The organism is Phytopseudomonas argentinensis (assembly GCF_900113905.1).
Taxonomy (GTDB): Bacteria; Pseudomonadota; Gammaproteobacteria; order Pseudomonadales; family Pseudomonadaceae; genus Aquipseudomonas; species Aquipseudomonas argentinensis.
In genome coordinates this window covers 1097184-1117245 of the sequence record NZ_FORC01000002.1, presented here as the reverse complement: position 1 = coordinate 1117245, position 20062 = coordinate 1097184, and the positions used below count along the sequence as shown (strand labels likewise).

19 protein-coding genes are annotated in these 20062 nt (G+C 63.6%); 4 read left to right on the top strand and 15 right to left on the bottom strand.

Going from position 1 to position 20062, the window contains the following annotated elements; genetic code table 11:
- Positions 1 to 55: 55 nt before the first annotated feature.
- From BM154_RS13605 to BM154_RS13560, 10 genes are all read right to left on the bottom strand, one after another.
- Entirely contained in the window at positions 56 to 412 is a 357-nt protein-coding gene (locus BM154_RS13605) for an Hpt domain-containing protein (RefSeq protein ID WP_074884678.1), read from the bottom strand.
- A 72-nt stretch (positions 413 to 484) separates the two neighbouring features.
- Positions 485 to 2182 (bottom strand): fused response regulator/phosphatase, encoded by a 1698-nt coding sequence (locus BM154_RS13600; protein WP_074884675.1) that lies wholly within the window; start codon positions 2180 to 2182, stop codon positions 485 to 487.
- A 6-nt stretch (positions 2183 to 2188) separates the two neighbouring features.
- Positions 2189 to 2494, bottom strand: a complete 306-nt coding sequence (locus BM154_RS13595; RefSeq protein WP_074884672.1) for an STAS domain-containing protein — start codon at positions 2492 to 2494, stop codon at positions 2189 to 2191.
- Positions 2495 to 2704: 210 nt separating this feature from the next.
- A complete protein-coding gene (gene fliJ, locus BM154_RS13590) occupies positions 2705 to 3157 on the bottom strand; it encodes a flagellar export protein FliJ (protein WP_074884668.1) in 453 nt (150 codons plus the stop codon).
- Between the two features lie 3 nt (positions 3158 to 3160).
- Positions 3161 to 4519: a flagellar protein export ATPase FliI gene (fliI, locus tag BM154_RS13585; RefSeq protein WP_074884666.1), complete on the bottom strand. Its 1359-nt coding sequence runs from the start codon at positions 4517 to 4519 to the stop codon at positions 3161 to 3163.
- On the bottom strand, positions 4509 to 5294 hold the full coding sequence (fliH, locus tag BM154_RS13580) for a flagellar assembly protein FliH (protein ID WP_074884663.1): 786 nt from the start codon (positions 5292 to 5294) through the stop codon (positions 4509 to 4511). Before fliH ends, fliI begins: the two co-directional genes overlap by 11 nt.
- A 3-nt stretch (positions 5295 to 5297) precedes the next feature.
- Positions 5298 to 6314 (bottom strand): flagellar motor switch protein FliG, encoded by a 1017-nt coding sequence (gene fliG / locus BM154_RS13575; protein WP_074884659.1) that lies wholly within the window; start codon positions 6312 to 6314, stop codon positions 5298 to 5300.
- Entirely contained in the window at positions 6307 to 8010 is a 1704-nt protein-coding gene (fliF, locus tag BM154_RS13570; protein ID WP_425272836.1) for a flagellar basal-body MS-ring/collar protein FliF, read from the bottom strand. The genes fliG and fliF overlap by 8 nt, the downstream gene beginning before the upstream one ends.
- Positions 8011 to 8125: 115 nt before the next feature.
- Complete coding sequence (gene fliE / locus BM154_RS13565) at positions 8126 to 8455, bottom strand: flagellar hook-basal body complex protein FliE (protein ID WP_027905070.1); 330 nt, start codon at positions 8453 to 8455, stop codon at positions 8126 to 8128.
- Positions 8456 to 8685: 230 nt separating this feature from the next.
- Entirely contained in the window at positions 8686 to 9012 is a 327-nt protein-coding gene (locus tag BM154_RS13560; protein ID WP_074885363.1) for a ComEA family DNA-binding protein, read from the bottom strand.
- Between the two features lie 182 nt (positions 9013 to 9194).
- Here BM154_RS13560 and BM154_RS13555 point away from each other — a divergent pair, with 182 nt between their 5' ends.
- Positions 9195 to 10751 carry a glycoside hydrolase family 17 protein gene (locus BM154_RS13555; RefSeq protein WP_074884653.1) on the top strand — a complete coding sequence of 519 codons (1557 nt, stop codon included), beginning with the start codon at positions 9195 to 9197 and terminating at the stop codon, positions 10749 to 10751.
- A gap of 42 nt (positions 10752 to 10793) precedes the next feature.
- Here BM154_RS13555 and BM154_RS13550 read toward each other — a convergent pair whose 3' ends face one another.
- Complete coding sequence (locus BM154_RS13550) at positions 10794 to 11168, bottom strand: hypothetical protein (protein ID WP_074884650.1); 375 nt, start codon at positions 11166 to 11168, stop codon at positions 10794 to 10796.
- 264 nt (positions 11169 to 11432) lie between these two features.
- Here BM154_RS13550 and BM154_RS13545 point away from each other — a divergent pair, with 264 nt between their 5' ends.
- The 3 genes from BM154_RS13545 to BM154_RS13535 all read left to right on the top strand — a co-directional run bounded on the left by BM154_RS13545 (position 11433) and on the right by BM154_RS13535 (position 14478).
- A complete protein-coding gene (locus tag BM154_RS13545; protein ID WP_074884647.1) occupies positions 11433 to 12731 on the top strand; it encodes a serine/threonine protein kinase in 1299 nt (432 codons plus the stop codon).
- 19 nt (positions 12732 to 12750) lie between these two features.
- Entirely contained in the window at positions 12751 to 13500 is a 750-nt protein-coding gene (locus BM154_RS13540; protein ID WP_244157171.1) for an MlaA family lipoprotein, read from the top strand.
- A 132-nt stretch (positions 13501 to 13632) separates the two neighbouring features.
- Complete coding sequence (locus BM154_RS13535; protein WP_074884641.1) at positions 13633 to 14478, top strand: pirin family protein; 846 nt, start codon at positions 13633 to 13635, stop codon at positions 14476 to 14478.
- A gap of 11 nt (positions 14479 to 14489) precedes the next feature.
- Here BM154_RS13535 and BM154_RS13530 read toward each other — a convergent pair whose 3' ends face one another.
- From BM154_RS13530 to BM154_RS13520, 4 genes are all read right to left on the bottom strand, one after another.
- Positions 14490 to 15089: a tRNA-uridine aminocarboxypropyltransferase gene (locus tag BM154_RS13530; RefSeq protein WP_074884639.1), complete on the bottom strand. Its 600-nt coding sequence runs from the start codon at positions 15087 to 15089 to the stop codon at positions 14490 to 14492.
- A gap of 60 nt (positions 15090 to 15149) precedes the next feature.
- A complete protein-coding gene (locus BM154_RS13525; protein WP_074884636.1) occupies positions 15150 to 16715 on the bottom strand; it encodes a methyl-accepting chemotaxis protein in 1566 nt (521 codons plus the stop codon).
- A 595-nt stretch (positions 16716 to 17310) separates the two neighbouring features.
- On the bottom strand, positions 17311 to 17436 hold the full coding sequence (locus tag BM154_RS24580) for a PA1414 family protein (protein ID WP_279626223.1): 126 nt from the start codon (positions 17434 to 17436) through the stop codon (positions 17311 to 17313).
- Between the two features lie 201 nt (positions 17437 to 17637).
- Positions 17638 to 19764, bottom strand: coding sequence for a TonB-dependent receptor family protein (locus BM154_RS13520; protein ID WP_074884633.1), 2127 nt, complete (start codon positions 19762 to 19764; stop codon positions 17638 to 17640).
- Between the last annotated feature and the right edge of the window lie 298 nt (positions 19765 to 20062).

Here is a 20062-nt window from a genome sequence, read left to right as displayed (position 1 = left end):
ATAATGACGTCTGCCTACCCCAAGCAAGGGTCGGGCCAATCTTCAAGCCAAGCGCTTAGTGAGTGGAAAAACGCTGCCGCTCGGATTTCAGCAGGATTCGCAGGATGGCGAATTCACGCTCGATGCGCGCGATCAGCTGCGCCGAGCCGCCCAGTTCGCCGCGCCGTGCCAACTCTTCCAGATCCCGGCAGGAATCGGCCAGCACCTTGGCCCCCATGTTGCTGCAGCTGCCCTTGAAGCTGTGCGCTGCACGGCGCATCGCCTGGGCGTCCTGGCTATGCTCGGCACTCTGCAGCAGGCGCAGGCGCTCCTCGGAGTCGATCAGGAAAGTATCCAGCAGTACCGGATACTCCTCCTCCATGATCTCCTGCAGGGAACTGAGCACATCACGATCCAGATGATTGTCGGACACCCTCGACTCCAGGCCAACCTCGAACGATGGTTCGCTGCCGCGGCAATAAGACGACGAGCGAAAGCAGGCCGATTATGCCTGCCTGGCCCAGGAAAACTCCACACTGACCCGACGCCCATCGGCTGACCACTCGCAGCGCTCGCTGAGTTCCCGGATCAACGCCATGCCACGCCCACTGAAACCATCGGGGTTGCGCTGGCGTGCCCGCACGGCCTGCGGATCAAACCCCACGCCATTGTCCTCGACCGTCAGCCTCAGGCGTCCACCAGCCGCTTCCTGCTGCACGTCGAAGGCCACGCTCACGCAGCCGTCCTGCAAGGTATCGAGCCGCTCGGCACGTAGCCGATAGTATTCGGCAAACCCGGCGGCATCGCGCTTGAGAGATGAGTCCAGCGCCAGCACGCCGTGCTCCAGGGCATTGGTGTACAACTCGCACAACACGCTGTAGAGATTGCCGCCATTGCCTCGCAAGCCGGGTACTTCCAGCAAGAGCTGTAGCAAATGGGGCAGCGGATAAAAGTCACGCAGGGTGGGGCCGCGAAAATCATAGCGCGCCGACCAGTTTTCAGGGCCTGCCTGCCACTCTTCCGGCGCCAGGGGTGGGCGACTGACCGCGTCGTCTTCGACCATGGTCACCTCGACCAGGCTGACATCATCGCGCGCCTCGCCATGAAAGGCGCGCAGGGCCTGCTGAATGTCGGCGAACAGACGCGACGGGTCCTGGCTGGCAGCGAGGACCTCGAGCAGGCGCTGTTCGCCGAACAGTTCGTCGCGTTCGTTCTGCGCCTCCAGCACCCCGTCGGAGAGCAGAAACACGCGGTCGCCCAGGGCCAGGGAAAAGGATTCGTAGTCGTCGCGAAAACTGTCCGGGTCGAGCACGCCTAGAGGCAGGTGGCGCGATACCAGAGGCACCCGCTCATCGCTGCCATGGCGCAACACGTAGCCGGCCGGCAGGCCCCCGCCCCAGAACTCCACGACCCGGCGACGGAAGCTGATGCTCAACAGCGTGGCGCAGCAGAACACCCCGCGCGGCAGGATACGCCGTAGCTTGGCGTTACCCTCATGGAGAATCTCCACCAACGAATGGCCCTTGCCGGTCATGCGGTAGAAGACTTCCGCCAGTGGCATTGCGCCGATCGCCGCCGGCAGGCCATGGCCGGTGAAATCTCCGAGCAGCACGTGCATGTCGCCACTGGGATGAAAGGCGGCCAGCAGCAGATCGCCATTGAACAGCGCATAGGGCGACTGCAGGTAGCGCACGTTGCCGGCACCCAGGCAACCCGAATGGGCCACCTTGTCGAAAACCGCCTTGGCGACCAACTGCTCGTTCTGCAGGTGCTCGTTATGCCGGGCAATCTGGTCGCGCTGGTGCAGGACCTCCTGATGCAGGCGGCGCAGCCGATCCATGGCGTTGATCTTGGCTTCGAGAATCACCCGGCTGTAAGGCTTGGCCAGGAAGTCATCGCCGCCCGCCTCCAGGCAGTTGACCAACGCCTCCTCCTCGCTGAGCGAGGTGAGGAAGATGATCGGCACCATGGCTTCGCCGGCCATGGCCTTGATCCGCCGGGCCGCCTCGAAACCATCCATCACCGGCATCAGCGCGTCCATCAGCACCAGCTGCGGGCGCTGCGACTGGAACAGCGCCACCGCCTCCAGCCCATTGGCAGCCACCAGTACCCGATGCCCCTGGCGCGCCACGATGGTCGACAGCAGCATGCGATCGGTCGCGCTGTCCTCGGCAATCAGGATGGTGAGGGTAGAGGCGTTCATCGCGCCTCAGTCGATCTGGAACAGCTGTTCGAAGTTGGATATGGAGAGAATCTTGCGCACGTCGGCGTTGCAATTGAGCAGGCGAATCTGCGCCCGGTCACCGCCTGCGTGATCGCGCAGCAGCAACAACATGCCAAGCGCCGAGCTGTCCAGGTAGGTGGTTCCCTTGAGATCGACCGTATAGCGTTTGGGACGGACATCGACGCGCTCGTAGGCACGGCGGAATTCCTGATGGGCGCCGAAGTCGAAGCGACCCTGAATGGTAATGGTCAACTCTTGCCCGTCTTCCGAGGGCAGCGAGGTGATGGGCATGAAACACTCCTTGATATCCGGGATAACCCGCAGCCCGCTAAGGCGGGTCAACGTGGCCGAAGCAGCTCCGTGGAGCGGCTGATAAGCTGTTGACCCGTATGGTGACGCGGTGTCTCACCTGTTTTTTCCTGGCCCTGCCCAGCCCGCGGTCCGGCGATGCTGAATTCCGGCCTAAGAAGATTTAGCACTAGCCCGCGCAAGCAGCAACCATCATTCCAGGGAATCGCGTCGCGGAATGCGCTGGGACAGCTCGTCGAGCAGTTTCTGTTCACGCTTGTCCTCGGCCAGGCGTGCTTCGTCCAGGTAGCGCTGCACCAGCTTGCGCAGCCCTTCCAGGCGCGCGTAGCGCTGCTGCCAGACCTCGCGCACCTTGTCCAGGTTGTTGCGGTGCCAGTTGACCGCCTGCTGCTGCTGGGCGATCGCCACGTCGAGCTGCGACAGAAAGCGCTGGTAGTTCATCAGCCACTGGCCGGACACCCCACGCTGCCCCTCGCTGATCCACTGTTGCTGATAACCCTGCAGGTATTTCTCCAGGTCGGCCAGCTTGCCTTCAGCCTGGCCCAGCAGGCCCTGGGCCCGTCCCAACTGCAGTGCGGCCTCGCGCTCGGCCTTCTCGGCCATGTCGACGACCGGCGCCAGGCGCGCCGCGCGGCTGTTGGCCATGGATTAGGACGCTGGCCCTGGGTTGAGTACGGCAGCCAGCAGCTCGCGGCTGCTGTCCAGGCTTTCGCTTTCGCCCAGGGCCTGGCGCAGGTAACGCACCATCACCGGCTGGCGGGCAATGGCCAGATCGGTATCGGCGTCACCACCTGGCACGTAGGCGCCGACGCTGATCAGGTCGCGGCTCTGCTGGTAACGCGACCACAATTGCTTGAAACGCTGGGCGTTGCGCATGTGCTCGGCGGTTACCACCTGCGGCATCACCCGACTGATCGAGGCTTCGATGTCGATGGCTGGGTAGTGCCCCTCTTCGGCCAGGCGCCGGGACAACACGAAGTGACCATCGAGTACCCCGCGAGCCGCGTCGGCGATGGGATCCTGCTGGTCATCGCCTTCCGACAGCACGGTGTAGAAGGCGGTGATCGAGCCGCCGCCCGCCTCGGCATTGCCCGCCCGCTCGACCAGACGCGGCAGCTTGGCGAACACCGATGGCGGATAACCCTTGGTCGCCGGTGGCTCGCCGATCGCCAGGGCGATTTCCCGCTGCGCCTGGGCGAAACGGGTCAGCGAATCCATCAGTAGCAGGACGTTCTTGCCCTTGTCGCGAAAATATTCGGCGATTCGTGTGCAGTACATGGCGGCGCGCAGGCGCATCAGCGGAGCATCGTCAGCCGGCGATGCAACGACCACCGAACGCTTGATGCCCTCCTTGCCGAGAATCTCGTCGATGAATTCCTTCACCTCACGGCCACGCTCGCCGATCAGCCCGACCACGATGATCTCGGCCTCGGTAAAGCGCGTCATCATCCCCAGCAATACCGACTTACCCACGCCGGTACCGGCGAACAGACCGAGGCGCTGGCCACGGCCGACGGTGAGCAGGCCATTGATGCTGCGGATGCCGACGTCCAGGGGTTCGCTGATCGGATGGCGTTTGAGCGGGTTGATGGTCGGGCCGTCCATCGGCACCCAGTCCTCGGCCTTCATGCCGCCCTTGCCATCCAGGGCGCGCCCGGCGCCGTCGAGCACCCGGCCGAGCATCGACATGCCCATGGGCAGGCGGCCGGTGTCCGGCAGCGGCACCACGCGCGCGCCGGGCGCAATTCCGGCCAGGCTGCCGACCGGCATCAGGTAGATCTTGCCGGAGGAAAAGCCCATCACCTCGGCCTCGACCTGCACCGGGTGGTAGCTGTCATCGTTGATCACCAGGCAGCGGCTGCCCAGGGCGGCGCGCAGGCCTTCCGCTTCCAGGGTGAGGCCGACCATGCGCAACAGGCGCCCTTCGACGATAGGCTGGGTCGGCAACTTGACGGCCTCGCCGTAGCCTTCCATGCGCCGCGCGAAGCTGAGGCGCTCAAGGCGCATGGCTGTCGTCCAGGTCGATGACCATATCCGCCGCCCGTGGCGTAGTGGCGTGCTCGCGCTGTTGCTCGAACAGCTGCTTGAGCGCCTGGCTCAGCCGGGTTTCGACACTGGCGTCGATGCGGCTGTGCTCGCTTTCGACCCGGCAACCGCCGGGCAGCAGGGAATCGTCTTCGAGAATCCGCCAGCTTTCCTCGTGACGGTCGCGCAAGGCCTTGACCAGTTCGAAGTCCTGGGGGTTGAGGTGGATGCGAATGTTTTCTGCGCCCATGGGCAACAATTTGAGCGCTTCGCGCAGCACCTGGCGGATCTGGCTGGAGTCGCCACTCAGCTCACGCTGGATGACCTCGCGGGTGACCTGGCCGACCAGGGTCACCAGGGCCACTTCCAGCTGCTGGTCCTGCTCGGCGATCGGCTCGAGCAAATGCCGCATGACCTGTTCGAGCGCCTCGACCCGACCGGCCAGGGCCGCATCGGCTTCCTGCTTGGCCTTGAGCTGGCCCGCGCGAAAGCCATCCTTCTCACCCGTGGCAAACCCTTCGTTGTAGGCGTCTTGGCGAATCGCCTCGAGTTCGTCGAGCGTCAAGGGTTTGACATCCTCGAGCGCCACTTCCTCGCTTTCCTGGGCAACCGGCGGCTCTTCGGTGGCCACCGGCTCTGGCGCCGGCGCTTCGGGTTGCGACTCGTCGTGCGCATCGAAGCTGGGCAGCGACCAGCGGTCGACACTGCCCAGATCCTTGGCGCGAATCAGTTCGCTGACCGGTTCCTTGGCCGCCATGGTTTAGACCATCTCCTCGCCGCCCTTGCCGCCGAGCACAATCTCGCCGGCCTCGGCCATGCGCCGAGCAATGGTGAGAATCTCCTTCTGCGCCGTTTCCACGTCGCTGACCCGCACCGGCCCCTTGGCCTCCAGGTCATCACGCAGCAGCTCGGCCGCCCGTTTGGACATGTTCTTGAAGACCTTTTCCTTGATCGCCTCGTCGGCCCCCTTGAGGGCCAGCACCAGTACATCGGACGAGACCTCGCGCAACAGCGCCTGGATACCGCGATCGTCGACGTCGGCCAGGTTGTCGAAGACGAACATCAGGTCCTCGATCTGCGACGACAGGTCCTCGTCGATCTCGCGGATCGAATCCATCAGCGGCCCTTCGACCGAGCTGTCGAGGTAGTTCATGATGTCCGCGGCACGCTTGACGCCGCCCATGGTGGCCCGCGTGGTATTGGAACTGCCGGAGAACTGCTTCTCCAGAATCAGGTTGAGTTCCTTGAGCGCCGCCGGCTGTACGGTATTGAGGGACGAGACGCGCAGGACGATATCCAGGCGCACCTTGTGATCGAAGTGCCCCAGCACCTCGCCGGCCTGGTCAGGATCCAGGTAGGCGACCACGATGGCCTGGATCTGCGGGTGCTCGTAGCGGATCACGTCGGCGACCGCGCGCGGTTCCATCCACTTCAGGCTGTCCAGGCCGCTGGTGCTGCCGCCCAGCAGAATGCGGTCGATCAGGTTGCCGGCCTTGTCCTCGCCAAGGGCCTGGGTGAGCATCTTGCGGATATAACCGTCGGCACCGACGCCCAGGCTGGTCTGGTCACCCACGGTCTCGACGAATTCGCCCATCACCTGCTCGACCTGCTCGCGGTGGATGTTGCGCATGGCGGCCATGGCCACACCCACGCGCTGAACCTCCTTGGGGCCCAGGTGGCGAAGCACCTGGGCAGCATCGGTCTCACCGAGCGAGAGCAGCAGAATCGCGGCCTTCTCGACCTTGCTCATCTTGGCGGTGGTGCGGTTGTCATTCATCGGCATTGATCCAGTCTTTGACTACCTGGGCGACGCGGCCCGGATCCTCGGCGACCAGACTCTTGATCGCGTTGAGTTGTGCATCATACCCCTCGCTCGGGCTCGGCAACATAATGCTTTGCGGCCCGCCGAGGCTTACCCGATCAGAGGCCAGGCCATCCATGCCGCCCATTTCGCCCAGGTCGACGTCGCCATCACGGCCGCCACCCGCCAGGGCCAGATCCTTGCCCTTGCCGCCGCCAGCGATGTTGTTGAGCACCGGACGGAGCACGAACCACACCAGCAGGAAGATCAGCAGTGCCGGGAACAGCGACTTGAGCCCGCCCATGGCCATCAGGAACAGCTCGCTCTGGTACCACGGCACCTCGATCACTTCGGCGGTTTCGCTGCTGAACGGGGTGTTGATCACGCTGACGCTGTCACCGCGGCTGGCATCGAAACCGACCGAGTCCTGCACCAGGCGGGTGAAGCGCGCCAGGTCATCGCTGGTCCATGGCACCCGGGTGGCTTCACCGGTGGCTGGGTCGACACGCATCTGGTCATCCACCACCACGGCGACGGAAAGCCGGCGCAGGCGACCCTGTTGCTGCTTGGTGTAGCTGACCTGGCGATCGAGTTCGAAGTTACGGGTCGACTGGTCACGCTTGTCGGCCGGATACGGCGCCAGCATCGGCTGGCCAGTGGCCGGATCCATGATCTGCTGGCCATTGGCATCCACCAGCGGCTGACCGGGGGCGATCGGACCGCCAGGCGCTGCGGCGCCGCCAGCCTGTTGCGGTGCGGTAGCCGGGCCAGGCGGCTGGTTGCTCAGCGCGCCAGGTACACCCTGGGGGCCGCTGCCGCTGCTGCGCTGTTCGTTGACCTGCTGCTCGCTGCGCAGTGCCGGCTGATCCGGGTTGAAGGTTTCCGAGGTCGACTCGACGGCGCTGAAGTCCACATCCGCGGACACTTCGGCCTTGTAGCGGCCCACGCCCAGCACCGGCTGCAGGATGTTGTGCACGCGCTGGGTGAACAGGCTTTCCATGCGGCGGCTGTAGTCGAACTGCTTGCCGGCCATGCTCAGCTCGGACATCTCCTGCTGGTCGGACAGCAGATTGCCCTTCTGGTCGACCACGGTGACCTGGCCCTTGTCCATTTCCGGCACGCTGCTGGCCACCAGGTTGACGATCGCCATCACCTGGCTGGGCTCCAGGCTGCGCCCGGCATACAGCTCGACCAGCACCGAGGCGCTGGGCTTGCGCTCGTCGCGCACGAATACCGAACTCTTCGGGATCGCCAGGTGAACGCGGGCGGCCTTGACGTTGTTCAGGCTCGATACGGTACGCGCCAGCTCGCCTTCCAGGCCGCGACGGTAGCGGGTCGCCTCCATGAACTGGCTGGTGCCCAGGCCCTGCTCCTTGTCGAGAATCTCGAAACCGATGCTGGTATCGGTCGGTGCCACGCCAGCGGAGGCCAGGCGAATGCGCGCCTGGGCCAGGTCGGAAGACTTGACCAGCAAGGCCCCGGAGTTCGGCTCGACGGTGTATTCGATGTTGGCGGCGGTCAGGGTTTCCATAACCCCACGCGCATCCATGCCTTCAAGGCTGCCATACAACGGCTTGTAGTCAGGCTGCTGGGACCACAGCACCACGGCAAAGCCGATTGCCACGCTGGCGGCCAGGCCAACCAGCAGGCCGGCCTGGCGTAGCAACGGCATGTCGGAGAGGTTTTCCAGAAAGGTCAGGCCCAACAGCGGCTTCTTCGGCGCGTTGTCGGCTGCGGTGGCGGGTACGTTTGCGGCGAGTGCGTCGGCCATGATCGAAAGCTACCCCTTAAACCGGCATCTGCATGATGTCTTGATACGCCTGAACCAGCTTGTTGCGCACCTGGGTCATGGCCTGGAAGGAAACACTGGATTTCTGTGAAGCGATCATCACGTCGGTGAGGTCGACGCCGCTCTGGCCCATTTCGAAGGCCGTGGCCAGCTGGCCGGCGGCCTGCTGAGTCTCGCTGACCTTGTTCACCGCCTGGCCGAGCATGTCCGAGAAGCTCGGCGCGCCAACTTCCTGAGCCTGGGGCGCAGCCGGCTTGCGCGCCATGGCCTCGGCCTGCATGGAGCGCATTTCCAGCATAAGACGATTGAACGCGACACCCTGACTCATGACCCTTCCTCCACTGACCGCGGTTTTTTGACGCCGCGAGTGCTTTGCTAAGGGTATTTGCAACAAGGGTGCCAACTACCAGAGCGCCATAAAATCTATGCTCGCCTGGTGAGCGAAGCAGAAAACGCGCCAGCTTTGGCCACCGAGGCCGAACGCGCCGTGATGACGACAATCCATTGCCCATAAAAAAGCCGCGCCTCGCGAAACAGGCGCGGCCTGGGCACCAACAGTTACTGGCTGACGGTCAGCTTGTCGCGGTTGCGTTCGAGCAGGGCTTCACCGATGCCCTTGACTTCGAGCAGCTCGTCTACCGAGGCAAAGTCACCATGGGTATCGCGATAAGCGACGATGGCCTGTGCCTTCACCGCGCCAACGCCACTGAGTTCGCGCTGCAGGGTCTCGGCGTCGGCAGTATTGAGGTTGATGGGATTGAGTTCGGCCACTTGCTGGGCCACCGGCTCGGAAGCCGGCGTCTTCGCCGCCTCGTTGGCGCTGGCCAGCAATGAGGCACTGGCAACTACGGAAAACAGCAGGGCTTGCAGGGTAGTTTTCAGCATGATCAACATCCTCTGTAAGTTCCACTCGAGTTGAGCGACGCGGGTGTTCCTCACGCCGCACGATGAAAATAGCCAGTCTGAACGCCCCGTCAAAGGCACCTTTGTAACTACTTTTTCCGCGTCTATCTAAAGCCCCTGCTCGCCGCTAAGATGCGCGTCTCCATTACCACGCGTGTTCGACCATGCCCGCCACCGCCCGCTTCCCCCTGCTCCCGTATCTCTGTGCCTGCATCGTCGGTTTCCTCGCGCTGGGCAGCCTCTGGCAAACCATCGGCAAGCCGGTGGTGCTGGCCGACGCGGCCACGCCGACCCACAAGCTGCAGTGCGCGTCCTACACCCCGTTCGGCAAGGACCAGTCGCCATTCGACCTGCCCCTGCAGATCCACCCGGAGCAGATGGACACCGACCTGGCGCTGCTGGCCGAGCGCTTTCAATGCATCCGCACCTATTCAGTCACTGGCCTGGAGAAGCTGCCGGAGCTGGCCCGCAAGCATGGCCTGAAGCTGATCACCGGTGCCTGGGTCAGCCGTAACCCGCATGACACGGCCATCGAGATCCAGGGCCTGATCAAGCTGGCCAAGGAAAATCCGGATGTGGTCGAGGCGGTGATCGTCGGCAACGAAGCCTTGCTGCGCAAGGAAGTCACCGGCGGGCAGCTGGTCGAGCTGATCAACCAGGTCAAGGCCGAGATCAGCCAGCCCGTCACCTATGCCGACGTCTGGGAGTTCTGGCTCAAGCACCCGGAAGTCGCGCCAGCGGTGGATTTCATCACCATTCACCTGCTGCCGTACTGGGAAGACAACCCGGCCGGCATCGACGCGGCCCTGCATGAAGTGACCGAGGTACGCGAGCTGTTCGGCAAGCAGTTCGCGCCCAAGGACATCATGATCGGCGAGACCGGCTGGCCCAGCGAAGGCCGCCAGCGGGAAACCGCGGTGCCCAGCCGCGTCAACCAGGCAACCTTCATCCGCGGTTTCGTCGCCCTGGCCGAGCAGCACGGCTGGCGCTACAACCTGATCGAAGCCTTCGACCAACCCTGGAAGCGCGTCAGCGAAGGTGCAGTGGGCGGCTTCTGGGGCCTCTACGATGCAGACCGCCAGGACAAGTCGATCCTCGCCGGGCCGGTCTCCAACCTGCCCCACTGGCCACTGTGGCTGGCCATCAGCGCTGGCGTTCTGGCCTTCGGCCTGCTGGTCGGGGGTCGCCCGAGTTCGACGCGCAACGCCGTACTGCTGCCGTTAGTGGCTGCATTGGGCGCCGCCTGTATCGGCCTGTGGGCGGAGCTGGCCTGGGTGACCAGCCGCTACGTCGGCGAATGGCTGTGGGCTGGCGCCCTGCTCGCCCTCAACCTGCTGGTACTGGCCCATGCCGCGCTGGCCCTGTCCACGGCGCAGGGCTGGCGTGCCCAGGCCTTTGGCTGGCTGGAGCAGCGTGCCGGCTGGTGGCTGGCGGCAGCCGGTTTCGCCGGCGCGGTGATGATGCTGGCGATGGTGACCGATGCGCGCTATCGCAGCTTCCCCAGCGCCGCCCTGCTGTTGCCGGCACTGGTCTACCTGCTGCGCCCGGTAGCCGGGCCACGGCGGGAAATCGCCCTGCTGGCGATACTGATTGCCGCCGGCATAGTGCCGCAGCTTTACGAGGAAACCCCGGACAACCTGCAGGCCATCGGCTGGGCGATCACCAGCGCGCTGCTGGCAGCTGCACTGTGGCGCAGCTTGCGCCACTCGAAAAACCGCTAGTCCCGTTCCGGACGCTGCACCGACGATGCAGCGTCCAGCCTTTCAGCGCGCCGTAACCGCTGGGGCACGCACCAGACGCAGCAATGCCAGAACCACCGCGAATACCGCCAGGCTCGCGGTGTACAGCGCCAGCGCCGGCAAACCGAGCAGCAGCCCCGGCACCGCCAGGCGCCAGCCCCAGACACCCGGCAGCACGAACGCCAGCAGCGCACAGCCCAGTGCCGCCCAGGCAATGACCCGCAGGTGAATCATCCAGCCAAGGGTGGCGCGCACCTGGCAGGCCAGGTTGGCGGGGTCTTCGACACAGCGGCCGACCCACTGATCGCCCTCCATGAGCAGGTAGCGCAACGCATAACTGGCGATCACGCACAGGAGCGCAACGATCACCAAGGCAACGATGGATAAACGACGGGGCATGCTGCACTCCAGAGACGTGAAAACGGCGCTCAGCATAATCCCCCGGCAGGCGGATGCAAGCGACAAATCCTCGCTGCGCAGAGGCCCATGAAAGGCGTCGTTGCCGGGCGTTCGGCGATCTGGCACAGCCGCCTGCAGCATGGCAGAATTTCCCATGGCACTTTGATACAACGGTGATTGTCCTAGTCATCGCGGCTGATGCCGAAAGCACCGGCTCGCCGGCCCTACATCTGAAAAGAATGTTCTCTTCCAAAGGGATCTTGTATGTCTTTCATTCCCCGTCTTGCAGTCCTGCTCGGCACCCTGTTGCTCAGCGCCCCCCTGTTGGCCGCCGACATCGATGCGCAGACCTATGGCTATCCGCTGACCAATGCCTTTGAAGCGACCATCGCCACCACGCCACCTGAGCTGCGCCCGGAACTGCCGGAAGATGCGGACATCAAGCAAGGCGACTATCAGGTTCGCCTGCGCCCGGAGCGCGAGTTCCAGCTGCCGGCCAACTTCTGGGCCGTCACCAAGATGCGCTACCGGCTGGCCGAGCAGAGTGGTCCCGCGCCGCTGATCTTCATCATCGCCGGTACTGGCGCGCACTATTCCAGCAGCACCCCCGAATACCTGAAGAAACTCTTCTACGGCGCCGGCTACCATGTCGTACAGCTGTCGTCGCCGACCAGCTATGACTTCATGACCTCCGCCTCGCGCTTCGCCACACCGGGCATCAGCCGCGACGACGCCGAAGACCTGTATCGCGCGATGCAGGCGGTGCGCGCCCAGCATCCGCGCCTGCAGGTCACCGACTTCTACCTGACCGGCTACAGCCTTGGCGCCCTGCACGCGGCGTTCGTCAGCCAGCTGGATGAAACCCGCCGCAGCTTCAACTTCAAGCGCGTGCTGATGCTCAACCCGCCGGTCAACCTGTACACCTCGATCACCAACCTGGATCGCCTGGTCCAGACCGAGGTGAAAGGGATCACCAACCGCACCACCTTCTACGAACTGGTATTGGCCAAGCTGACCCGCTACTTCCAGCAGAAGGGCTACGTGGACATCAACGATGCCCTGCTCTACGACTTCCAGCAGTCCAGGCAGCACCTGAGCAACGAACAGCTGGCCATGCTGATCGGCACCTCGTTTCGCTTCTCGGCCGCCGACATCGCCTTTACCTCGGACCTGATCAACCGCCGCGGCCTGATCACCCCGGTCGACTACCCGATCGGCGAAGGCACCAGCCTGACGCCGTTCTTTCGCCGCGCCCTGCAATGCGATTTCGACTGCTACATGACCGAACAGCTGATCCCCATGTGGCGGGCTCGCTATGACGGTGGCAGCATGGCCCAGCTGATCAACGAGGTCAGCCTGTACGGCATCGAGGACTACCTGAAGAGCAGCCCGAAAATTGCCGTGATGCACAACGCCGACGATGTGATCCTCGGCCCGGGCGACCTCGGCTTCCTGCGCCGCACCCTGGGCGACCGTTTGACCGTCTACCCCTACGGCGGCCATTGCGGCAACCTCAATTACCGCGTCAACAGCAACGACATGTTGGAGTTCTTCCGTGGCTAAGTCCTTTCCTGCTCTCGCACTGTTCGCTGCCCTGTTGAGCTGCGGCGCCGTTTCCGCGCAGACCACCGTCGAGGACGATGGCTTCAAGCAACCGCTCAAGGAGCTCAAGTTCAACCCGGGCCTTAACCAGCGTGAATTCGAGCGTTCGACGCTGTCGGCGCTGGAAATTCACGACCCCCTGGAGTCGTGGAACCGCCGTGTCTATCACTTCAACTACCGCTTCGATGAGTGGGTGTTCCTGCCCGTGGTCGACGGGTACCGCTACGTCACGCCGGGTTTCGTGCAAAAGGGCGTGACCAACTTCTTCAGCAACCTGGGCGACGTGCCCAACCTGGTCAACAGCGCACTACAGTTGAAAGGCCAGCGGGCCCTGAACACCACTGCCCGCCTGCTGTTCAACACCACGCTCGGCGTAGCCGGCCTCTGGGATCCGGCGACCCTCATGGGCCTGCCCAAACAGCGCGAGGATTTCGGCCAGACCCTGGGCTTCTACGGCGCACCTGCCGGCCCCTACCTCATGCTGCCGATCCTCGGCCCCTCCAACCTGCGCGACACCTCGGGCCTGGTCGTGGACTTCGGCGTTGCCCAGCAGGTCAACTACCTCAACGTTGCCGAGGTGAGCAGCAGCCACCCCGAAATCATCGTGCTCCGCGGCGTCGATCAGCGCTCGACCACCAGCTTCCGTTACGGCCAGCTGAACTCGCCGTTCGAGTACGAGAAGCTGCGTTTCTTCTATACCGAGTCGCGCAAGCTGCAGATCGCCGAGTGAAAACCCTGACGGCGCCACCCGGCGCCGTCAGCCACATCGATTTTCTCGATCATTGAGCTGATCTTTTCCCATCCATCTGCTGGCCCCGCTGGCCTACCATAGGCCCATCGCATATCCACGAGGGCCTGCAGCATGAACCTACGTCGCATACTTGCCGTGCAACCGGGCCAGCCCGCTTCCGATGGCGCAGGCGTGCGCCTGAATCGGGTCATTGGTGGTGCCGGCATCGAGCGCTTCGACCCCTTCCTGATGCTCGACGAGTTCAGCACCGAAAATGCCGACGATTACATTGCCGGCTTTCCGCCCCACCCCCATCGCGGGTTCGAGACCATCACCTACATGCTCGAAGGTCGCATGCGCCATGAGGATCACCTGGGCAACGTCGGCCTCTTGCAAGGCGGCGACGTACAGTGGATGACCGCTGCGCGCGGAATCATCCATAGCGAAATGCCCGAACAGGAACAGGGCGCCATGCGCGGATTCCAGCTGTGGCTCAACCTGCCGGCCGAGAGCAAGATGGCCGACCCGGAATATCGCGATATCCCCAACGCGCAGATTCCGCGCCTGCGCACCGAGCAGAACGTCGAGGTGGTGGTCATTGCCGGCACCTTCAAAGAGGGCGAAAACCACCAGCTTGGCGCCGTGCAGCGCCCGCATACCGAGCCGTATATCCTCGACCTGCGCCTGCCCGCCGGCAGCAGCGTGCGCCCTGAACTGCCCGCGGGCCACCGCGCCCTGCTCTATGTCTACCAGGGCGTCGCGCAGGTGCAACAGAGCCAAGAGGTAAAGGCTGGCCGGCTGGTACGCCTGGATGACCAGGGCGACCTGCTGATCGACAGTACCGAGGGTGCTGGCGTTCTGCTGATCGCCGGCAAGCCGTTGCATGAGCCGATCGTGCAGTACGGCCCGTTCGTGATGAACAGCCGGGAGGAAATCGAGCAGGCGCTGCGCGATTTTCGTGACGGCAGCTTTGCCTGAACGAGTACTGCTCAGGGCAGGTGGTTGCGCCTGAAGGTGTCTTCGCCCATCGCGGCAATCTGCCCCTCGATCAGTGCATCGAAGGGTTTGAGCAGCGCTGCATAATCGGCTGGTGCCTCGAGCAGGTTCAGTGCCGCGACTATCGCCTCCAGCGTCGACAGCGAGCCTTCCATCGGCGCCTTGCGCAGGCGATAGCGCGACGGTGGCGCATCGGCCAGGGTCACCCGTGGCAGGTCTGCCAAGGCAGGATTGAGATAAAGCAGCTTGCGCGCCTTGCGCCAGGTGCCGTCGGGCACCACCAGACGTACCGGGCGCCCGTCGCCATCACTGCCAAACGCCGCCACCGACCGCGCCTGCTCCCCAGGAAACAGCAGGCAGGTGCGATAACCCGGCTGCGCCAGCCAGCCCGGTAAGGCCGCGAACACCTCGCCCACCCACAAGGTCGCATTGCGCAACCCCAATACCGCCAGGTGTGCAGTATTGAGCGCATGATCGACTTCATCGGGATGCTGCAGAACCAGCACTTCGGTGTGGCTCGGCAGATCGGGAATCAAGGCGCACAGGCAGTGACTGGCCGGGCGCTTGCAGCGGCTACAACGGGGGCGTGGCATGGCAGATCTCCTCGGCCGCGCAGTGTGCCACAGCGCTCACTGCGAGCCGAGGATCAGGGGTCAGCGGTTGAAGCGCTCGGCCAGACTGTGCAGGTAGTCGGCCATGGTTTCCAGCTCCTGGCCGATCGCCGCGCCTTGATGAGCCTGTTCGGCGCCTTGCTCGGAAAGCTGGGCGATGCGGGTGATCTGCCGGCTGATGTCGTCGGCGACCTGGCCCTGTTCCTCGGAGGCCGCGGCGATCTGCTGGCTCATGCCGCTGATACGGCTAACCGAATCACTGATGCCATCCAGGGCGATACGCACGGCCTCCACGCTTTGCACGCTCTCCCGGGAGATTTCCTCGCCACGCCCAGCCGTGACCACGGCGCGCTCGGCACCGGCACGCAGCGAGGCGATGATCTGATGAATCTGCTGGGTCGACTCGCGGGTACGCGAGGCCAGTGAGCGAACCTCGTCGGCGACCACGGCGAAGCCGCGACCCTGCTCCCCCGCACGCGCTGCCTCGATGGCGGCGTTGAGGGCCAGCAGGTTGGTCTGCTCGGCAATCGAGGTGATCACGTCGGCCACGCTGCCAATCGACTGCGTCGAGTTGGCCAGATCGTTCACTGCCTGGCCGATATCCGCTACGGCCTTGGCCATGTGCTGCATCGACTCCAGGCTGCCGCCAGCCAGCTGCCGCCCTTCCCGGGCCAGGCGATCGGCCTCCTCGGCGGCATGGCTGGTGCTCTGCACGTTCTGGGTAACCTCCTGGATGGTGGCCGCCATCTGGTTGATGGCGGTTGCCGACTGGTCGGTCTCGCTGCGCTGCTGATCAAGCATCTCGGCGCCGGAGCGCGAGAAACCTGCGGCCTGGGCGGCCTGGCGCTTGACGTTGACGCCCGCGTCCTCGAGGCGGGTCAGGGCCGTCTGCAGGCGTGCTTCCTCGCTGATCATGGCCATGTCCAGCAAGGCTTGAGCGCCCCGATTGTCGCTGTAGGTCAGCGCCACCAGGCTGCTGGTGAATGCCTTGGGATGGTCATCCAGGGTGCGTCGAATCAGCGCCCGCTTGTTGTACAGCTGATAGGCCCCCAGCGCTACCATCACGGCGAGTATCAGCAGCGTCAGCGCCGGCCCGGAAAGCATCGCCTGAGCAGCCAGGATCACCAGCGTGGCAACGATCAGCGGCCAGCAGCGAACCAGGTCGTAAGTGAGCTGCTCGACTTTCGGCACCGGCGGCTTGCCGGCCCGCAAGCGTGCATACAAGGCTTCGGCACGGCGCTTCTGATCTTCCGTAGGCAGGGAGCGAACGGACTCATAGCCGGCCACCTGGCCATTCTGATAGATGGGCGTGACGTAGGCACTGACCCAATAGAAATCACCATTCTTGGCGCGGTTCTTGACGATGCCCATCCATGGTTTGCCCTGCTTGATGGTCTCCCACATGTGGCCGAATACGGCAGGCGGCATATCCGGGTGGCGTACCAGATTGTGCGGCTGGCCGATCAGTTCTTCACGCGTGAAGCCACTGATGGCCACGAACGCATCATTGCAATAGGTGATCTTGCTGTTCAGGTCGGTAGTGGAAATCAACCGCTCGTGGCCAGGAAAAGTCCTTTCCCGTTGAGTTACCGGCAGATTCTGACGCATGGTTGGCAATCCTTAATACGAGAAGGGTACGTCCTTTCCACACCACTATGTCTAGCACAGCAAGGCTGTCGCGCCAGCATGGGTAGCGGTTGGTCTATAAAACGCTGAAATACGGAGAAAGGTCTGCATCGCGCCATGCGAGGTGGATCGCCGCCCTACCTTTTCTCTGCTTACCCGAACGGGCTTCCATATTGTCGGCAAACAGATCGGCGACTTGAGGGTGTCGTGCTGGCCGTCGCCATCCATGTCGTCAACTGACAGCTTTGCCATAGGAACGGCAAGCGACGGTCTAATGGACGACTTCAGGTATCTGGACGAGACGTAGGTGTCGAGGATCAGATTGGCGCTGCTAGCAGTGATCGGGCCGACCAGCGCAGCACGTGCAATGGCGGGATTAACCAACCCTGACGGGCTGACGGGCGAGAGGAATAAACGAGAATTGACTGGCGTAGCCCATCTGCAAGTCAAGCGGCGACACATCAGTCATCGAGACAGATCCCGATGACAAATCAATGCCGTGCCAGGCGTGACAAGGCAAAGCAAACTACCAACGAGCGCCGCCGGCGACGCTTTCGGTCATTTGGCCGGCGACTGCTCAGCGGCGGCGACGGCGCTCTTCGGCCAGGCGGCGTTGCTCTTCGCTACGAATGGGAATGGGCTGCATGCGGGGCGCAAACAGTGCATTGAACTGGGCAGTGATTTTCTCGAACCAGGCTTTCATAGGACTTCCTCCAACTGCATGCGGCTATGGTGACCGCTTGCCTTGAGAGTAGCCCAAAGCTGCGAGGGAGTGGAGAGCAAAGCACCTCCAAAGCATTGCAAGTCGCTACCGAACGTCGCTTAGTTGTTCATTGGCTGCATTCCGCGCGCCTTTCTCGCTTGCCGCCGCGGCCTTCTATCCTCTCCCGGAGCATCGCGGGCATCAGAACTGGTATTCGATACCGGCACTGGCAAACCAGGAACGACCCGGCGCTGCCTCGTAAAAGCGACCATTGCCATCCCCCACGATCACCGAGCCAACGTATTGCCGATCCAGTAGGTTGTCCAAGCGCAGGGTCTGGTGGGTTTGCCAGGGGCCGAAGTGCTGCGTGAAGCCTGTGCGCCAGTTGAACACCGTATAGCTTGGCGCGGGCCTCTGGGTATTGCTGTCCTCGACGTACACCTTGCTGCGATACAGCCCCTCGAGCGCCGTGCTGATGCCATCGACCGGCTTCCAGGCCAGCTCGCCAAACACCGTGGTACGCGGCACACCTGGCAGATCATTGCCCTTGTCGATAAGGCTGTTGCCAGCGGCGAAGCGCGAATCGTAGGTCGCAGCCAGGTAGGTATAGGCCAGCGCCGCCGACCACTGCTCATCGAGCTGGCTCTCGACGCCCAGTTCGAAACCACGGCGCAGGGTCTTGCCGGCGTTCTGATAGCTGGTGCGACCACCGCTATTTTCCAGCACCACGACCTCGTCGTCGGTGTTGATCTGAAAGATGGCGGCGTTCACGCGAGCGCCTCGGGCGACGCGGGCTTTCAGGCCGATTTCGTATTGGGTGCTTTCCGAGGGCTCGAGGCCATAATTGAAGCCCGCATTGCCTTGCGAATACGCCAGTTCTGCCTGACTGGGCGTCTCGAAGCCCTTGCCAACACTGACGTAGCCGTTCAGATCCGAGGTAAAGGCGTAGCCGACGCTGACCGATGGCGTGGCCTTTTCATAGCGCCTGGTGCCGCTGTCGTCGCCATTTGCGCCGACGATGTACTTGTCATCGACATCCACCTCCACGGTGCTGTAGCGCAGGCCGCCTTGTAGCGTCCAGTTGCCGATATCCCAAGTGGCCTGCGCATAGGGGTCGAGGCTGGTAACGGTGTCGACTTCATCGCGGCGCAAGTTACCTTTGACGCCGATCTGAGAGCCAGAGAAATTCTCGTAACCGCGTCGGTCATCACGACTCTGATCGTAGTCGACCCCGAACACCAGACGCAGGTCCCCGCTTATGCCCGCCACCGGTTGCAGCCAGCGAACGCTACCACCATGAAACTCACGGTCGAAATCGACGACGCCGCCACTGTGGTTCGGGTTACCCTGCGGCCCCTGGGGAATGGCCAAATATTGAATTACGCTGCGCTTACCCGCATAAGCCGTGGTTTGCAGCGTGGCATCACCAAAATAGCGCTCGTAGTTCACGCCCAGTTGCTGATGATCGATGCTCTTACGGGTATTGAAATTCAGCGCGTTGACAGCGACCGAGCGCGGATCGGCCTTGTATGCCTCCCACGCCTGCCCCAATGGATCCTGCGTGCCATTCTGCTCCAGGCTGCTGTAGATCAGTGCCAGTTTGCTGTCTTCATCGGGTGTGAAATTGAGTTTGGCGAAGGTCTGGTCACGGCGCGCCGCGCTATGGTCGCGATAACCATCGGTGTCCATGCGTGAGGCGTCGAGTACAAAGCCCACCCCATCCGACTCACCCTCGGCGGTCAGGTGGTTGCGGGTCAGTCCATCGCTGCCGATCAAGGTCTCGGCGCCGATGCGCGGCCGCCCGATACCGTCGCGGGAGAACATCTGGATCACCCCACCGGCGTTGCTGCCATACAGGGTGGAGGCCGGGCCGCGCAGCACTTCGATGCGCTCGGCGGTATCCAGGTTGAAGGTGGCGGCCTGGCCCTGGCCGTCCGGGGTGCTGGCGGGAATACCATCGCTGATCAGCTTCAGCCCGCGCACGCCAAAGGCCGAGCGCGCGCCAAAGCCGCGGGAGGATATCTGCAGATCCTGGGCGTAGTTCTGGCGATTCTGCACCACCAGCCCGGGCACCCGGCTAAGCACCTCGGAGGCATTGATACCCAACTGGCCGTCGCTGATCTGCTCGCGGCCGAGGCTATCTACCGAGAATGGCAGGTCGAAGCTCTGCGCCGCGCTTCGTGAACCGCTGACCACGCTGGGTTCGAGCACCAGACCAGCGGCCGTCTCCTGCGCCTGGGAGGTGCCCGCTGCCACGCAGCCACATAACAGCAGGGCCCGGCTCAGGCGGTAACGTTCGAAGGCGCGCGAAGGTGGTCTACAGCTCATGGCAAATGGATCCTTTCATTGTTCGGCTTGGCGCCCGTGGCGCAGCCACCCGGGTCGGGGTGGCCCTGAAACGGGGGTGACTCGGCAGGCAGGTTGCGCACTGCTGGCGCGCAACCTGTCATTGTCACCCGAGCGGGCCTGAGGTGCGACCCGCAGGCGCAAAACCGCGTTCAAACAATAGTGGTGCGGGGCGCCGCGTTCGATGCGCGGGCCAGTGACGCACCCCGAGGAAAAAGGCCGGAGGCGACCCCATGCCCGCCACCAATGGCCGGTACCGGCAGTACGCTGGGCTTGCCTT

Coding starts and splice junctions, on each gene's coding strand:
- BM154_RS13555 (WP_074884653.1), top strand. CDS start 9,195: ATGCCCGCCACCGCCCGCTTCCCCCTGCTCCCGTATCTCTGTGCCTGC.
- fliI (WP_074884666.1), bottom strand. CDS start 4,519: ATGCGCCTTGAGCGCCTCAGCTTCGCGCGGCGCATGGAAGGCTACGGC.
- fliG (WP_074884659.1), bottom strand. CDS start 6,314: ATGAATGACAACCGCACCACCGCCAAGATGAGCAAGGTCGAGAAGGCC.
- BM154_RS13600 (WP_074884675.1), bottom strand. CDS start 2,182: ATGAACGCCTCTACCCTCACCATCCTGATTGCCGAGGACAGCGCGACC.
- BM154_RS13550 (WP_074884650.1), bottom strand. CDS start 11,168: ATGCCCCGTCGTTTATCCATCGTTGCCTTGGTGATCGTTGCGCTCCTG.
- BM154_RS13560 (WP_074885363.1), bottom strand. CDS start 9,012: ATGCTGAAAACTACCCTGCAAGCCCTGCTGTTTTCCGTAGTTGCCAGT.
- fliH (WP_074884663.1), bottom strand. CDS start 5,294: ATGGCGGCCAAGGAACCGGTCAGCGAACTGATTCGCGCCAAGGATCTG.
- fliE (WP_027905070.1), bottom strand. CDS start 8,455: ATGAGTCAGGGTGTCGCGTTCAATCGTCTTATGCTGGAAATGCGCTCC.
- BM154_RS13535 (WP_074884641.1), top strand. CDS start 13,633: ATGAACCTACGTCGCATACTTGCCGTGCAACCGGGCCAGCCCGCTTCC.
- BM154_RS13525 (WP_074884636.1), bottom strand. CDS start 16,715: ATGCGTCAGAATCTGCCGGTAACTCAACGGGAAAGGACTTTTCCTGGC.
- fliJ (WP_074884668.1), bottom strand. CDS start 3,157: ATGGCCAACAGCCGCGCGGCGCGCCTGGCGCCGGTCGTCGACATGGCC.
- BM154_RS24580 (WP_279626223.1), bottom strand. CDS start 17,436: ATGAAAGCCTGGTTCGAGAAAATCACTGCCCAGTTCAATGCACTGTTT.
- BM154_RS13545 (WP_074884647.1), top strand. CDS start 11,433: ATGTCTTTCATTCCCCGTCTTGCAGTCCTGCTCGGCACCCTGTTGCTC.
- fliF (WP_425272836.1), bottom strand. CDS start 8,010: ATGCCGTTGCTACGCCAGGCCGGCCTGCTGGTTGGCCTGGCCGCCAGC.
- BM154_RS13595 (WP_074884672.1), bottom strand. CDS start 2,494: ATGCCCATCACCTCGCTGCCCTCGGAAGACGGGCAAGAGTTGACCATT.
- BM154_RS13530 (WP_074884639.1), bottom strand. CDS start 15,089: ATGCCACGCCCCCGTTGTAGCCGCTGCAAGCGCCCGGCCAGTCACTGC.
- BM154_RS13520 (WP_074884633.1), bottom strand. CDS start 19,764: ATGAGCTGTAGACCACCTTCGCGCGCCTTCGAACGTTACCGCCTGAGC.